At 60.6% G+C, this 14,239-nt stretch carries 16 protein-coding genes and 1 pseudogene; 14 read left to right on the plus strand and 3 right to left on the minus strand.

Annotation, left to right across the window (positions count from 1 at the left end):
• Positions 1–183: pseudogene (locus AWB74_RS41415) on the plus strand (DNA polymerase Y family protein); the annotation flags it as partial.
• A gap of 14 nt (positions 184–197) precedes the next feature.
• Positions 198–3,347: an error-prone DNA polymerase gene (locus AWB74_RS41420; RefSeq protein WP_061152332.1), complete on the plus strand. Its 3,150-nt coding sequence runs from the start codon at positions 198–200 to the stop codon at positions 3,345–3,347.
• Between the two features lie 106 nt (positions 3,348–3,453).
• Here the strand turns inward: AWB74_RS41420 and AWB74_RS41425 are convergent, their stop codons facing one another.
• Complete coding sequence (locus tag AWB74_RS41425) at positions 3,454–3,972, minus strand: DUF2934 domain-containing protein (protein ID WP_061152333.1); 519 nt, start codon at positions 3,970–3,972, stop codon at positions 3,454–3,456.
• Positions 3,973–4,485: 513 nt separating this feature from the next.
• Between AWB74_RS41425 and AWB74_RS48850 the strand changes: the two genes are divergently transcribed.
• From AWB74_RS48850 to AWB74_RS41475, 11 genes are all read left to right on the plus strand, one after another.
• Complete coding sequence (locus tag AWB74_RS48850; protein WP_407642538.1) at positions 4,486–5,130, plus strand: DNA polymerase ligase N-terminal domain-containing protein; 645 nt, start codon at positions 4,486–4,488, stop codon at positions 5,128–5,130.
• Positions 5,131–5,143: 13 nt separating this feature from the next.
• The gene (ligD, locus tag AWB74_RS41430) at positions 5,144–6,997 is read left to right on the plus strand and encodes a DNA ligase D (RefSeq protein WP_407642539.1); all 1,854 of its coding nucleotides are present in this window, start codon (positions 5,144–5,146) and stop codon (positions 6,995–6,997) included.
• A 241-nt stretch (positions 6,998–7,238) separates the two neighbouring features.
• Complete coding sequence (locus tag AWB74_RS41435) at positions 7,239–7,676, plus strand: response regulator (RefSeq protein ID WP_160110384.1); 438 nt, start codon at positions 7,239–7,241, stop codon at positions 7,674–7,676.
• A 16-nt stretch (positions 7,677–7,692) separates the two neighbouring features.
• The gene (gene ku / locus AWB74_RS41440) at positions 7,693–8,643 is read left to right on the plus strand and encodes a non-homologous end joining protein Ku (RefSeq protein WP_061152335.1); all 951 of its coding nucleotides are present in this window, start codon (positions 7,693–7,695) and stop codon (positions 8,641–8,643) included.
• Position 8,644: 1 nt separating this feature from the next.
• The gene (locus AWB74_RS41445) at positions 8,645–9,469 is read left to right on the plus strand and encodes a tetratricopeptide repeat protein (RefSeq protein WP_061152336.1); all 825 of its coding nucleotides are present in this window, start codon (positions 8,645–8,647) and stop codon (positions 9,467–9,469) included.
• A 57-nt stretch (positions 9,470–9,526) separates the two neighbouring features.
• Positions 9,527–9,736, plus strand: coding sequence for a hypothetical protein (locus tag AWB74_RS41450; RefSeq protein WP_061152337.1), 210 nt, complete (start codon positions 9,527–9,529; stop codon positions 9,734–9,736).
• 6 nt (positions 9,737–9,742) lie between these two features.
• Complete coding sequence (locus AWB74_RS41455) at positions 9,743–10,063, plus strand: DUF4148 domain-containing protein (RefSeq protein ID WP_061152338.1); 321 nt, start codon at positions 9,743–9,745, stop codon at positions 10,061–10,063.
• 98 nt (positions 10,064–10,161) lie between these two features.
• Positions 10,162–10,575, plus strand: a complete 414-nt coding sequence (locus AWB74_RS41460) for a hypothetical protein (RefSeq protein ID WP_061152339.1) — start codon at positions 10,162–10,164, stop codon at positions 10,573–10,575.
• A 36-nt stretch (positions 10,576–10,611) separates the two neighbouring features.
• The gene (locus tag AWB74_RS46125; RefSeq protein WP_143749470.1) at positions 10,612–10,926 is read left to right on the plus strand and encodes a hypothetical protein; all 315 of its coding nucleotides are present in this window, start codon (positions 10,612–10,614) and stop codon (positions 10,924–10,926) included.
• 149 nt (positions 10,927–11,075) lie between these two features.
• Complete coding sequence (locus AWB74_RS41470) at positions 11,076–11,507, plus strand: PRC-barrel domain-containing protein (RefSeq protein WP_061152341.1); 432 nt, start codon at positions 11,076–11,078, stop codon at positions 11,505–11,507.
• Between the two features lie 572 nt (positions 11,508–12,079).
• Positions 12,080–12,316: a hypothetical protein gene (locus AWB74_RS41475; protein WP_061152342.1), complete on the plus strand. Its 237-nt coding sequence runs from the start codon at positions 12,080–12,082 to the stop codon at positions 12,314–12,316.
• Here AWB74_RS41475 and ligD (AWB74_RS48855) read toward each other — a convergent pair.
• Together ligD (AWB74_RS48855) and ligD (AWB74_RS48860) are read right to left on the minus strand one after the other, a co-directional pair.
• Positions 12,282–12,536, minus strand: coding sequence for a non-homologous end-joining DNA ligase LigD (gene ligD / locus AWB74_RS48855; RefSeq protein WP_407642540.1), 255 nt, complete (start codon positions 12,534–12,536; stop codon positions 12,282–12,284). The genes AWB74_RS41475 and ligD (AWB74_RS48855) overlap by 35 nt on opposite strands.
• A 4-nt stretch (positions 12,537–12,540) precedes the next feature.
• Positions 12,541–12,711, minus strand: coding sequence for a non-homologous end-joining DNA ligase LigD (gene ligD, locus AWB74_RS48860; RefSeq protein ID WP_407642541.1), 171 nt, complete (start codon positions 12,709–12,711; stop codon positions 12,541–12,543).
• Positions 12,712–13,376: 665 nt separating this feature from the next.
• Between ligD (AWB74_RS48860) and AWB74_RS41490 the strand changes: the two genes are divergently transcribed.
• On the plus strand, positions 13,377–14,204 hold the full coding sequence (locus tag AWB74_RS41490; protein ID WP_235024904.1) for an IS4/Tn5 family transposase DNA-binding protein: 828 nt from the start codon (positions 13,377–13,379) through the stop codon (positions 14,202–14,204).
• Positions 14,205–14,239: the final 35 nt, after the last annotated feature.

Genomic DNA, 14,239 nt, shown 5'->3' on the forward strand with positions numbered 1-14,239 from the left:
TCGCCACTCAAACTGGTCTGGACGGGCGAGCGCATTGAAGCCGGGTGGCACGATGGCGAACTGGTGACGCGCGACTACTACGTCGCGGAAGCCAACGATAAAAACTGCTACTGGATCTACCGTGAACGACCGAGCGTGAAGACCGAAGAAGTTCGCTGGTTTCTTCACGGGCTCTTCGGATAATCGGTGGTGTCGCCGTGGATCTTTTCTCGTCGGCCCTTCCCGACTACGCGGAGCTGTTCGCGTTCACAAACTTTTCGTTTCTGCATGGCGCCTCGCATGGCGAAGAGCTCGTGCTGCGTGCATCCCAACTCGGCTACTCGGGACTGGCGGTTACCGACGAATGCTCGCTGGCGGGCGTCGTGCGCGCACACGTCCAGGCAAAAGAAGAAAAGCTGCCGCTGATCATCGGCTCATATTTTCGACTCGTTCATGCGGACAAGAGCCCGGCGTTCGGCCTCATCCTGCTCGCACAGAATCGTAACGGCTACGGCAACTTGTCCGAGCTGATCACGCTCGGTCGCATGCGTGCAGTGAAAGGTGAGTACCTGCTCACGCCGCATGATCTATCGAAGCCCGAGAAAGAGTTCGCGCATCTGCGCGGGATGCCCGACTGCCTGGCGATCCTCGTTCCGGCCTTTCCCGCGAAAGAAGATGCGCTCTCCGCGCAGGTTGAGTGGCTCAATGAGACGTTTCCGGCTCGCGCGTGGGTCGGCTTGATCCTGCATCAGCGCGCGATGGATGATATTCATCGGGGCAGTGTCGAATACATCGCCGAGCAGCACCGCGTACCCGTCGTCGCGCTTGGCAACGTCGTGATGCACGTGCGCTCGAGAAAGCCGCTGCAAGACACCATGACGGCCATCCGCATTGGGAAGCCCGTTGCCGAGTGCGGATACGATCTTGCGCCGAATGCGGAACAGCACCTTCGCTCGCGGCTGCGGCTCGCCAATATTTACCCCGCACACGCGCTCGTGCAGACGCTCAACATCCTCGAGCGGTGCACATTCTCGCTTGATGAGCTGCGCTACGAGTATCCCGATGAGCTCGTGCCGGACGGCTTCACGCACGAGGCGTATCTGCGGCAGGAGACGTATATCGGCGCACACAAGCGCTTTCCGGCTGGCATCCCCCTTGAGGTTCAGCAGCAGATCGAGCACGAGCTGCAGCTGATCCGCGAGATGCGCTATGAGGCGTACTTTCTCACGGTCTATGACATCGTGCGCTTCGCGCGCAGCCAGCACATCCTGTGTCAGGGGCGTGGGTCCGCCGCGAACAGTGCCGTGTGCTACTGCTTGGGTGTAACGGAAGTCGATCCTTCGCGCGGCAATATGCTGTTTGAGCGCTTCATTAGCAAAGAACGCGGCGAGCCGCCCGACATCGATGTTGACTTCGAGCATCAGCGTCGTGAGGAGGTCATCCAGTACATTTATCGCAAGTACGGAAGGGACCGCGCCGCTATTGCAGCGGCCGTCTCGACTTATCGTCCCCGTGGCGCGCTGCGTGAAACCGGCAAAGCGCTCGGCATCGATCCGCAGATCGTGGACAAGGTCGCAAAAAGTCACCAATGGTTCGACCACTCTCAGGACCTGTTGCGTCGCTTCGAGGAGTCCGGGCTCGATCCGGCCAACCCGCTCATTACGATGTGGGCGAAGCTCGCCGCAGAAATTCTGAATTTTCCGCGTCATCTGTCGCAGCACTCGGGTGGCTTCGTCATCAGTCGAGGCAAGCTCACGAGGCTCGTGCCTGTCGAGAATGCTGCGATGGCGGACCGGAGCGCGATTCAGTGGGATAAGGACGATTTGGAGGCCCTCGGCCTATTGAAGATTGACGTGCTCGCGCTGGGCATGTTGTCGGCGATTCGGCGCACACTCGACATCGTCTCGGAGCAGCGCGGCGAGCGCTTCGAGATGCAGGACATTCCAGTTGAAGACCCTGAGACGTACGAGATGATCTCTCAGGCCGATACGGTCGGTGTCTTTCAGATCGAGTCGCGCGCGCAGATGAGCATGTTGCCGCGCATGCAGCCGCGGACCTTCTACGACCTGGTCATCGAGGTCGCGATCGTGCGCCCCGGGCCGATTCAGGGCGGCGCCGTGCATCCTTATCTTCGACGGCGGCAAAAAATCGAGCCCGTCACCTACCCGAGCAAAGCACTGGAGACGGCGCTCGGCCGTACGCTCGGTGTGCCGATCTTCCAGGAACAGGTGATGCAGGTCGCGATCCTGGCCGCCGGCTTCACGCCTGGCGAAGCGGACCAGTTGCGGCGCGCAATGGCTGCGTGGAAACGCAAAGGCGGATTGCAGCAGTACTACGACCGCATCGTCAACGGCATGCAGGAGCGTGGCTATGAGAAGTCGTTTGCTGAAGCCATCTTCGAGCAGATAAAAGGCTTCGGCGAATATGGGTTTCCCGAAAGTCACGCAGCGAGTTTCGCCCTACTCGTCTATGCGAGCAGTTGGCTCAAACGCCACGAACCCGCTGCGTTCCTAACTGCGATGCTGAACTCGCAGCCGATGGGCTTCTACTCGCCGTCACAACTCGTGCAGGACGCAAAGCGTCATGGAGTCGAGGTGGTGCCGATCGACGTCACGATCAGCGGCTGGGACTCGGTGCTTGAGCGTCGCGTCGGTCACAGAAAGCCTGTTGTGCGTCTCGGGCTGTCGTTGCTCAAAGGTATGCGTGACGGCGCGGCCGAGCGCATCGAGAATGCCCGGGCCGTGAAGCCCTTTGTGAGCGTTAGCGACTTGGCGCGACGCGCCCAGCTTGATCGGCATGATCTTCAGGTGCTCGCCGCAGCCAACGCGTTGCAATCATTGGCGGGAAATCGAAGGGAAGCGTTATGGCAATCGGTCGCAGCAGTCCCCGACCGCGACATCCTCGCCGATAGCCGGATCGACGATGAGACGCCCGAACTTGGCGCACCGTCCGAGGCCGAAGACATCGTCAGCGACTACAACGCGTCCGGGCTGACCTTGGGCCGGCACCCGCTTTCGCTTCTGCGCCCTGTCCTGCTGGAACACCGGCTCATGCCCGCCGCGACATTACGCACCTATCGCAACGGACGCCTGGCGCGGGGTTGCGGACTCGTCACGGTAAGGCAAAGACCGGGCACCGCCAAGGGCGTCATGTTCGTGACCCTGGAAGACGAGACGGGCAATGTGAACGTGATCGTCTGGCCCTCGCTACTCGAGAAACAACGAAAGGAGGCATTGGGCGCAGCGCTCCTCGCCGTGTATGGCACGTGGCAGTGCGAAGGCGAGGTCCGACACCTGGTTGCCCAGCGGCTCGTCGACATGTCGCACCTGCTCGGCGGCCTCACGACCGTCAGCCGCAACTTCTGCTGAGGCTTGCCCGTCCGAATCGAACCGCTCAGCCTGATTGAGCCGGTCCAACCGTCGCCGCTGTTCGTCCCTTGTCTCTCGTGCAGACCCGTCCCTCTCTACGCGATTCTTAAGGCCCTTCGCTTGACTGCGCCTGTCCAGTGTCTTCTTTGATACGTCGCGATTTCTTCGGCTGTTTCGAAGCGGCTGCGGGCGCACCCACCTTCTTCTTTACTTTCGCTTTTGCTTCGGTTTTCGTATTCGCCTTCTCATCGACTTTCGTTGCGACCGTATCTGCCTTGGTGTCGGACTTGATATCGGCCTTCTTCTGACGCTCCCCCGTCACCTTGCGGCTTTTCTCGCCGTTCCTTTCGCCGTCCGTTGCTGAACCGTTTCCGTGGCCAACATTGGCAGGCACCCCTTTGCCAACCTTCGTCGTTGCGCTTCGCTTAGCTGGCTTTGACGTGGAAGCATCCGACGAAGCGGCGACGCCGATGCCTGCGTTCTCAGGCTCGGAGACACGCTCACGCTCGAGTTGAAGAATCGCCTCGTGCCAATAATGTCCATCTCGTCCGGATTGGCGACCCTCGCCCTCCCACAGCAGGTAGGCACGGACACGGATTTCGTCTACAGATAGCTCTATGGGCATTGGAGTTATCTCAATAGTTGAAGTGCAGCAAACATAGCAGGTCGTCTTTCGATGCTCAACGCGTTGTTGCCATCTCGAAACGGATGCCTTACGGCTCCCGTCCATCCCACTGCAAGACAGCCGCAGCGGCTACGCACCCGGTTCTAAATGGAATGCCCTTTGCTCCCTCCATCGATCTCGCCTGGAGCACACTATCGCTACTCCGGCTAGGGGCACAGCTTCAACAGCCAAAAATCGGAGGATCTTATTGACAGATCGGTCGAGGATCCCATGAGCTCAAGGGGTAAGCATCCTCGCGAGCGATCCTAGCCTTGGCCGCGCGCTGCTGTTATTCGGCCATCCGCAGCCGCACTCCTCTCGCGACACGAAACACGACGTGCATCGAGACGGGCGACGCCGACAGATCTGAGGAAGACGCAAACCGAAGACCGTACTGACCGGCCATGCGAAACTAGCCTTGGCCGCGCGCTGCTGTTATTCGGCCATCCGCAGCCGCACTTACCCCTTGAGCTCATGGCCTCGCCCCGCGAAACCACCGCCCCTCCCCTCGCCCGCTACCGGAAGAAGCGGGATTTTAGTGTCACACCCGAGCCGCCGGCGTCTACCACCGAGGCGCCTGTAAGAGAACGCAAGCTCAGCTTCGTCGTGCAAAAACACTGGGCGAGCCGGCTGCACTATGACTTTCGCCTCGAACTTAACGGCGTACTACTCTCGTGGGCCGTTCCGAAAGGTCCTTGCTACGATCCGAGCAAAAAGCAGATCGCGGTGCACGTCGAGGATCACCCGGTCTCCTATGCAGGCTTCGAAGGCACCATTCCGCCCAAGCAGTATGGCGCCGGTACGGTCATCGTGTGGGACCACGGAACGTGGGAGCCGGTCGGCGATGCGGACCAAGGCATGGAGGTGGGCAAGCTCGTCTTCCATCTGCACGGTGAGAAGCTCGCCGGCTTATGGGAGTTGGTGCGCATCTCCAAGCCGGGCGACAAGCAGGACCAATGGATGTTGTTCAAGAAGCGAGACGAGTGGGCGCGCCCGCTCGAAGAATACGACGTTAGCAAGGCCCTGCCGGATAGCCGTCGTCGCCCATCCGCTCGGACTTCTCGAAGAACGCGAGCCGAAGACAACGGCACGCCCGCGCGCCAAAGAGTCGAAGATTGACTCATCTGCCGCAGTGCGGGCACCGCTACCGGCGAAACTCGAGCCGCAGCTTGCCACACTGGCGAGTGCGCTCCCCAGAAACGGCGACTGGATCACTGAGACGAAGTTGGACGGCTATCGCCTCCTGGCACGCATCGATAAGGGCCGAGTGAAGCTCTTCACGCGAAACGGACATGACTGGACCGCCAAGTTTCCAGACCTCGCGGCCGCGATCAAAGAACTGCCGGTCGTGAGCGCGTGGCTCGACGGCGAAATTGTCGTACTCAAAGACGGCATTCCGAGCTTCTCGGCACTTCAGAATGCGATTGACGGGCACAACAACCAGGACATCGTGTTCTTCCTGTTCGATCTGATGTACCTCGATGGCGAGGATTTCAGGAAAGTGCCGGTGTGGGCGCGGCGAGCTCGACTGGCTACGGTTCTCGAAAACGCAGGAGAGCTGCTGCTGTTCAGTCAGGACTTTGACGCGCCTGCCGCGCAGGTCTTTGCGGCTGCCGCCGGGTTAGGCCTGGAAGGCCTTGTGCTCAAGCGGCGCGATGCGCCGTATGAGTCGGGACGGACGGAATCCTGGTTGAAGGCAAAGGCGCGACTGCGGCAGGAACTGGTCATCTGCGGCATGACCGGACGCGGCGGCAAATCCGGTGAGGTCGGCAGCCTTTTGCTTGGGTATTACGTGCGCGACAAGCTGCATGACGCGGGAAGCGTCGGCACCGGATGGGACTCAAAGACCGCTCGAGATCTCTGGAAACGCCTTATCCCACTGGAAGTCGACGCGGCGCCCTTCGACGTGCAGGTGACCAAGGCACGACGGTGGTCCAGGCGCGCCGCCGGTAGCGAACGGTGGCTAACACCGACGATGGTCGCAGAAGTCGAGTTCGCCGAATGGACAGGCGACGGTGTAATACGACAGTCGTCGTTTAAAGGCCTGCGGCTCGACAAGCCCGCACGCAGCGTCGTCCGAGAGGGAGGAAAGACGCAGCTGCCAGAGCCTTCGCCGCAGCTTAAAATCACTCACCCGGAAAGAGTCATTGATGCGTCGGCGACGATTACGAAGGCCGATCTGGTTCGCTACTACGCGAGCGTCGCCGAGTGGATGCTGCCGCATCTCAAGGACCGGCCTGTGGCCCTGGTTCGCGCGCCCGAAGGCGTGGCGGGCGACTTGTTCTTCCAAAAACATGCCGAGCGCACGGCTATGCCGGGTCTGACTGCGCACAATCGCGAACTATGGCCAAATCATCCGCCGCTCTTGACGGTCGATACAGCGGACGCCTTGCTGTCCGCCGCTCAAATGAACACGATCGAGTTTCATACGTGGAATTCAATCGTCCGTCACCTGGACAAACCCGACCGGGTTGTGTTCGATCTCGATCCCGGCGAGGGCGTGAAATGGAACCACGTCCAGGAGGCGGCGCTGCTCGTTCGCACGCTGCTGTCAGAACTGGACCTTGAGGCGTGGCTCAAGACGAGCGGCGGGAAGGGTCTGCATGTGGTCGTGCCGCTCACCCCAGAGTTGAACTACCAGACGGTAAAGTCATTCTCGCAGGCGTTCGTCCGGCACCTTGCCAAAGCAATTCCCGAGCGCTTCTCTGCGGTATCCGGGCCTGCGAATCGGTTAGGCAAGGTCTACGTCGACTACCTGCGCAACGGGAAGGGGCAGACGACTGCAGCGGCATTTTCGGCGCGCGCCCGGCCGGGCATGGGCGTTTCAATGCCGGTCGCATGGGAACAGCTCGCCGACCTGAAGAGCGGCGCTCAGTGGAACGTCCAGACGGCGCGCGAATACCTCAGCTTTCAGTCACGGGACCCTTGGGCGGATTTCTGGTCGACCGGACAATCGTTGTCGTCTGCGATCGAGCGCCTACCTTGAGAACCGTAGGTTCAATAAGTCGACCTGCGCCAGCGGCCCCTGTAATGCGATTTCGCCGACCCGTTTAATCCGACGCCCGCACACATTTCTGCCCCGTTGAAAAGATGGCATAAGCGGAGTTCCCCCCGCGATCAACTGAAGGCTGTCGCGACGCGACCTGACTGTAGTGGTCAATGGTTGGCATCTTCTATGCATGAGCCCATACCGCATGCGGTCAAAACGCAGGTTGCTGGGAGACACCATGAAAATCCTTGTTCTGGACGACGATCGTGACTTTGCGACGGGTCTGGCCGCGCTCATCGAGCAGATGGGTCACGAACCTTCCGTTGCATACGACTGCAAGACTGCTCGCGCGCTGGCGGGTAGTCGGCTCTTCGATGTGATCCTGGCCGACGTCGAACTCCCCGATGGCGACGGCCGCCACACTTGCGACGGGCTGAGAATGGACGGGGCATCGCAGGCAGCGTACATGGTCGCAATGACGGGCAGGTCGGATCTGGGCGACAATGACTTTCCGTCGTTCGACGGGTATGTGCGCAAGCCGGTCACCTACGATTTGCTCGAGCGCGTACTCGAAGAATGGCGAATGGCCGCTGGCTTGAGCCGGCGCACGAGGGTAGACGAGGCCCATGTCGCCCAGGAACCAGGCGAAGAAGCCGAGCAACGGGCCGTTACCTGAAAAGGGAGGTCACACAATGGCTGCCCGTTCCATCGCGTCGATGACTTTAAGCTTCGGGCTCGTCTCAGTGCCGGTCAAGGTCTACACGGCCACGGAAAGCAAGTCGGGCGTTGGCTTCAACCTCATGCACAAGGAGTGCGGCACTCGGCTCAAGCAACAGTACGTGTGCCCGCACGACGGCAAGGTGGTGGAGCGCGCCGATATGGTCAAGGGCTATGAGTTCGAGAAGGACAAGTATGTCATTTTCGAGAAGTCCGAGCTCGAGGCGCTCGAAGCAAGCGCGAGCCATTCGATCGACATTGTGTCGTTCTTGCCTACGGAAGCCATCGATCCGATCTACCTCGACAAACCGTACTATCTAGCGCCCGACAAGCGTGGAGGAAAGCCTTACCGCCTGCTGCTGGAGGCCATGAAGGACAGCGGCACTTGCGCGGTAGCCCGTTGGACTTGGAAGGGGAAGCAGGCCACGGTTCAGGTGCGCGCAGGCAACGACGGCTTAATCCTCCAAACCTTGCTCTATGCCGACGAAGTCCGTTCCCAGGCCGATATCGGCATCGAAGAAACCGAGATCCAGCCCACGGAACTGCAGCTTGCCGAGCAACTGATCGAGCAGTACCGCGTCGACAGTTATGATGCCGCCGCGTACAAGGACGAGGAGAAAGAGCGCATCCTCGCCGAAATCGACAAGAAGATCGCTGGCAACAAAATCACCGCCGCGCCCGCCATCGAACAGCCCGGTGCGCAAGTCATCGACCTCGTGGAAGCGCTGCGGGCCAGTCTGAAGAAAAAGCCCGCTGCAGCCGAACAAACGACGGCGGCACCGCGCGCCGCACGGAAGACAGCCCGAGCCGCCGCACCGACTCCGGAACCCGCGGACGAAGCGCCGGCCCCGAAACGCCGATCGGTCCGCCGCGCGGCCACCGAGGAACAACCCGCGCCAGCGCGGAAGACCGGCACAAAGAGATGACATGCCCGAGCACGGCTACAGCCTGCGGGAAGTCCAGCGCATGCTGGGGGTCTCGCGAAGCGTCGTAGAAAAGCTCGTTGCGGCCGGCTTCGTCTCGCCGAACGGCGAGCGGCGCGACTGGCGCTTCACCTTTCAGGACGTCGTCATGCTCAGAACCGCGCACGCGTTGCGCGTGGCGGGTGTCACGCCTGTGAAGATCGTCCGCGCGCTCGATCATCTGCGCAAGAGTTGGGGCCATGAAGGGTCGCTTACCGGTGTGCGCATCGCAGCCGTTGGCGACCGCGTCGCGGTGCGCGACGAGACAAGCCGCCAGTGGGATGCGGAGACCGGTCAACTGCTGCTGGACTTTGAGGTCAAACCCGCGGCGTCCAACATCGCATCGCTTCAGGCCCCGCTGGCGCACAAAGCCCGCGAGAAGGCCGTGGATCTCTTTTACCGCGCCCGGTCGATGGAGGACGAGGACATCGACGCAGCTGAATCGGCCTATCGAGAGGCGCTTGTACGGGTGCCCGACTATACCGACGCATCGCTGAACCTTGGTGGCATCCTCATGGACACCGAGCGGTTCGATGACGCAATCGCCGTCTACCGCGACGCGCTGCGCTACAAATCGAGCGACCCCGTGTTGCTGTTCAACCTTGGCGTCGCATTGGAGGACTCTGGGCGGTTTGGCGAAGCTTTGAGATCGTATGAGCGCTGCATCGAACACGCGCCGGACTTTGCGGATGCGCATTTCAACGCTGCGCGCATTCATGAAGAACTCGGCGACGCGACAAAGGCGATTCGCCACTTCAATGCATACCGCAACTTGCAGAAGGGCACTTGACCGTTGAGGAATGGCTTTTGCTCCTCGCCGATTGAAACAACCAACGAGGAGGCGGACATGGCAGAGCAACACAGACCCGGCGAGAAGGTGCAAACCTCGGGTATCTACAAGGTCGTGAAGGAAGGCGATGGCGGATCCGGCTTCGAGGTGACCTGCGTCGAAGGCGAGCATTTTCCGCCGACCCGAAGTGGCAAGGGAGCGCATTACGAGCTTGTCCATGCCGCCACGCATTCACACAAGCACAGTGAACTAGGCAGCGGCGACTGACCGCGGATGGCCACCGTGGGCGCTATCTGCACACACTTGTCGGTTGTCTTTGCCTCGGCATGCCTGCTCGCGGGATGTGCCGTCGGCGAGATGCCGCCGCCAGGCAGATACCTCACCGACCGTGAGTGCCTTGATCTGACTGCGCTGAGGACGAACGCGAACCCCACGATGGCTCAGCACCAGTCAGAGTTAGCCGCGTTACGAAAGGCGGGATACGACCCGTCGCCGTTCTGGGACGACCCCTACTATCCGGAGGACCTACAGTACGCGCAGCGCCTCGTCGACTACTGGTACCAGCATGAATGCGTGCCAACACGGACGCAGTGAAGCGGTGACCGACGACGAGTCGGCAGCAGCGAGGGACGCGCGGCAACCGTCAATCGCTCAGCAAGGCCCGCATCATCCCAGGCTCTCCAGGGAAGGTGATGTTCGTCTTGCACAATCGATCCGAGTGGGATTTCGAGGTCGTCAGCAGCGCCTTTGAGATTAAGCGTACGTACGTCGGCGCACGACACGCTCTGCCTAATGCTGGCTGGGGATACGCCGTGACAGATGCGGTAGAGCCGGGCATGTTGCTGCCGGCGCGCAGCGAGCTATGGACGACGTTCGAAGCCGACACACGTACGACGTTCCGCGGAGCCGTTCCAGCAACGGCACCGGCTCCCCTTGAACCACACTATTACTTTGCCGGGCGCATTCTATACCGCCGCTTTCGCGGCGAATTGCTTGAGACCAGCTTGTATCGTCGGCTTGCCTACCCCGAACTCGAATGCTGGATCATCGAGCCGAATGATGCCTGCATGAACAAGGAAGGTAGCGTCGTCTTCGCGTCAGTCTGAGTGGCCCTGCCGAGAGAAGCATCGCGCAGATCAGTCTTGCGTGCGTTGCTCGTTCTCCCGTGGTGGCCAGATCGCGGTGCTGAGGGATGCAGCATCGGCTTCGGCGACCGGTCCGAGCCCTTCTCCGAACCATGGCACCTGCACGCGCAGCAACGCGACGTACGAATCCAATCCGAATTGGTTGCCTGCGAACAGGTCATGCTGAACCGTGTATGCCAAGAGCTTGCGATTGAGCGTCGGCTCAAGCAGCTCCTTGGTCCAGAGGAAGAAAGCGGTGGCTGCTCGCGCAGTGAAGTCGAGCGGCGCGAATTGCGGCGCGACGAGGCCCAGTATCGGAAAGCCGGCGAGTGATTAGCTCGGTTGCAATGAACTGGCGAGGACTGTGAGCAAGTCACGCGCCGTGGGCGGGGTGACGGCTAGATGCAAGTCGATGGCGGCCCCCCACAGCTGGCCTGTTCTTTGCGTTAAGGTCCGACCAACACAGAACGGAAGGAAAATATATGAAATCGCTTCGATACCTCGCACTCGCTACCGCAATTGGCACTGCAAGCCTGGGCGCTCACGCCCAAGTCGCCGGGACGCAGCCCCTGAGCGTCACTGTCGAGCAATCTCAAGCGTTGCTGCAGGGCTGGAGCACAAGGAAGAGCATCCTGGGGAAGACTGTCTACAACGACAAGAACGAGAAGATCGGATCGATCAAAGACTTGGTGATTGCGCCGGACGCGACGGTATCTGCCGCCATCGTCTCGACAGGCGGTTTCCTGGGCGTCGCAACGCATGATGTAGCGGTGCCCATCTCGTCTCTGGACATTCGCAGCGGCAACTTCTATCTGGCGGGCGCCACGAAGGAAGCGCTGAAGAACACGCCGGAGTTCGAATACAACAAGGTCAAAGCACCGCCGAAGCCGCACAAGCTGAAGGACGCGCAATAGCCCAAAAATGCCGAAGCCCCGACCAATGATCCGGCCGGGGCTTCGGACACTACTACTGCGTCGACTTCCCGCAACGTCTCTCTACCGCTGGTCAGCAACAACTTCCCCGTAACGACTAATCTCTTGAAGCGGAGCGATGAAACCTGAGACGCACGCGCGGCAACCGCTTGTCCGGACAGGCGTGAGGTTGGGCCGGATGCTCGGTGACTGCCGTCGTGCGACTCGCATTTGCGTTTCATCGCCACGGAAAGAAGTGTACGGGGCCGGCGAAAATCGCAAGCGTCGAACAGAGGCAGGAGTAGGACTCTATTCCGCACGAAAGAATGCCTCCGCGCGACCGAATAGGCGGCGAGCTGAGCGGTGCGATCAAGAGCGGTCGAAACAGGCCAGCGCGCCCAAGGCGGCTTTCGCATACGTTATGTCGTCGTCTCGCGCGCGTCACCTTTCTACTGTGCAATACTGCGCGGACCCGGGACCCACAACGCCAGGACCGCCGCTTGCGAACACCAGACAGCGCAAGCGTCGACAGAGACACTGGTGGCCTTCAGGCTAACAACAGAATGAGAAACAACATGAATACCGTAACCAAATGCATCGTGACGACCGCGCTCGCTTGGGGCCTTTCGACCGTCGCGCTCGCCCAAGGCAACGCGGGCGGCGTACCCGGCGGCAACGGCGCAGGCCGTGGTGGGGTCGGCACGGCAACGACGCCTAACGGCAGCGGAGAAACCGGCACGGCCGGCGGGCCGACGGGCAAGCACTCTACGCTGCATCTCAAGCGGCACCACAAGTCAAAGAGCCATAGCTAACGGTATGCTCAAGCGGCGGTCGGCGCAGGCCGACCGCCCTACGCATCGCCACCGTGATGCCTTGCCGAGTGCGGTGGAATCCGTCCCAAGGATCGGCGCTTCGCGAATGCATGCGCGGCGCGGCCGTCTTGATCGTCCACTGATCGGCGCGGCCGATGTCCGTCAGCTCATCCCACGCGATGGGCATCGACACCCCCACCCGTTTATCACTGACCGTCATATCGTCACCCCTGAAGGCCGGATCGGGCCCGCGCGGAGAACACGGCAACCATGCTCGCCCCTTTGCTGTTGCGCAGGTAGTCGATGAAGATCTTCTTCACCCGGTTCTTGGGGCCGAGGACAGCGGAGAAGCGCTCGGGCATGTTGCGGAGAGATGGATTCCGGAAGCGGCTCATCGGGGATGCTGCCCTTGGCACCCCTCGAGCGCGTTTTCATGTTACTGGAGGACTGTCGACGACTTGGATCTTCGCTGTCGGATACATATCCGCGGCGATCTTGAGCGCGCCCTTCCTGTCGGCCACGATCGTCACAAAGACGCCTTGCGGTCCCTTGTCCGGGACCTCAACACGCCACCCCGCGTGCTCGTCTGGCTGCACGGTTAAGGCGAGCGGACCGCAAACGCCTTGCCCGCCGCAACCCGCCTGCGTCAGAAGTTGTCCTCTATCCACGGCTTCGCCGATGAGACGGCACGTTCGTAAGTCGCCCGCTCCGTGTCGAAGTCACCGACATTGGAGAAATGGGAAATTTGCCCATCGTCGCCGTCGTCCGTTGGCCGGCGTTCAACTTCGCACCACGAATACCAATGGTGGCCGAATAGTTTTGGCCGCGAGTCGATGGTTCAATCACCGTGCTCGACCTTCATCGTTTCTACGTCTTCGCGCATAAGGTGCGTCGCCGTTGTCCGTGTAGGTATTTCCAATAAGGCCGTCGTAGTCCCCGCTGGCAGTGCTCACGATTGCGCGCAGCATTTTGGTAAGCGCGTCGTCGGGCTTGCAATTACCCACATCATAATGGAAAGTTCTGTTAACCTGCACTACGTTAGGATACCTATGGATAGAAAATGACTGGTACCGGACGAGTAGATGGCGAGGACTGGATCAATCGCGAGGTGACGGATAGCAGTTTTCAAGATGCCAGGCTTCGCAGACGATTTCGAACATTGTTAGAGAGACTATGGTCAGGCGTGGGACAAACGATTCCATTCGCCTGCCAAGACTGGGCGAACACGAAAGGCGCTTACCGCTTCTTGTCCAATGAGCGAGTAAGCGAGCAGGATATTCTGGGCGGACATTTCCAAGCGAGTGCTGAGCGCTTTAGGGCGACGGAAGGCCCGATTCTCGTACTGCAAGATACGACAACGTTCTCATATCAGCGGGAACGGCCTGAACTTGTCGGCTATACGGGCAAGACCTCGATTCCGCGTGGAAGGCACGGCCTGCAGAAGCCGCTGACCCAATGCGGCATTCTGATGCACTCGAGTCTGGCCGTAACCGCTGAAGGCTTGCCGCTTGGTCTGACGGCCATCAAATTCTGGACCCGTACCAAGTTCAAGGGCTGCACGGCTTTGAAGCGAAAGGTCAACCCTACGCGTGTGCCAATTGAAGAAAAGGAAAGCTATCGCTGGCTAGAAAATCTGAGGCAATCCACGGCATTATTGGGTGAACCCGAACGCTGCGTACATATCGGCGATCGCGAGAGCGACATTTACGAACTGTTCTGTGAAGCGCACGACTTGGGCACTCACTTCCTGGTGCGCACATGTGTTGACCGCCTAGCCGGCGACGGAGAGCATACGATCGCCGACGAAATGGCGGAGGCGAAGATCAAGGGTGTCCATCGTGTTGAGCCCCGGCGGGCAGTTCAACTTCCCCTACTTATGGGCGCGTAAATTCCCCCACCCCGTGAAGCAGGACGAGATCGTTA

Source organism: Caballeronia arvi, from assembly GCF_001544695.2.
GTDB classification, from domain to species: Bacteria; Pseudomonadota; Gammaproteobacteria; order Burkholderiales; family Burkholderiaceae; genus Caballeronia; species Caballeronia arvi.

Coding starts and splice junctions, on each gene's coding strand:
- AWB74_RS48850 (WP_407642538.1), top strand. CDS start 4,486: ATGGCCTCGCCCCGCGAAACCACCGCCCCTCCCCTCGCCCGCTACCGG.
- AWB74_RS41425 (WP_061152333.1), bottom strand. CDS start 3,972: ATGCCCATAGAGCTATCTGTAGACGAAATCCGTGTCCGTGCCTACCTG.
- ligD (WP_407642540.1), bottom strand. CDS start 12,536: ATGACGGTCAGTGATAAACGGGTGGGGGTGTCGATGCCCATCGCGTGG.
- AWB74_RS41445 (WP_061152336.1), top strand. CDS start 8,645: ATGCCCGAGCACGGCTACAGCCTGCGGGAAGTCCAGCGCATGCTGGGG.
- AWB74_RS41460 (WP_061152339.1), top strand. CDS start 10,162: ATGTTCGTCTTGCACAATCGATCCGAGTGGGATTTCGAGGTCGTCAGC.
- ku (WP_061152335.1), top strand. CDS start 7,693: ATGGCTGCCCGTTCCATCGCGTCGATGACTTTAAGCTTCGGGCTCGTC.
- AWB74_RS41490 (WP_235024904.1), top strand. CDS start 13,377: ATGACTGGTACCGGACGAGTAGATGGCGAGGACTGGATCAATCGCGAG.
- AWB74_RS41435 (WP_160110384.1), top strand. CDS start 7,239: ATGAAAATCCTTGTTCTGGACGACGATCGTGACTTTGCGACGGGTCTG.
- AWB74_RS41470 (WP_061152341.1), top strand. CDS start 11,076: ATGAAATCGCTTCGATACCTCGCACTCGCTACCGCAATTGGCACTGCA.
- AWB74_RS41450 (WP_061152337.1), top strand. CDS start 9,527: ATGGCAGAGCAACACAGACCCGGCGAGAAGGTGCAAACCTCGGGTATC.
- AWB74_RS41475 (WP_061152342.1), top strand. CDS start 12,080: ATGAATACCGTAACCAAATGCATCGTGACGACCGCGCTCGCTTGGGGC.
- ligD (WP_407642541.1), bottom strand. CDS start 12,711: ATGAGCCGCTTCCGGAATCCATCTCTCCGCAACATGCCCGAGCGCTTC.
- AWB74_RS41455 (WP_061152338.1), top strand. CDS start 9,743: ATGGCCACCGTGGGCGCTATCTGCACACACTTGTCGGTTGTCTTTGCC.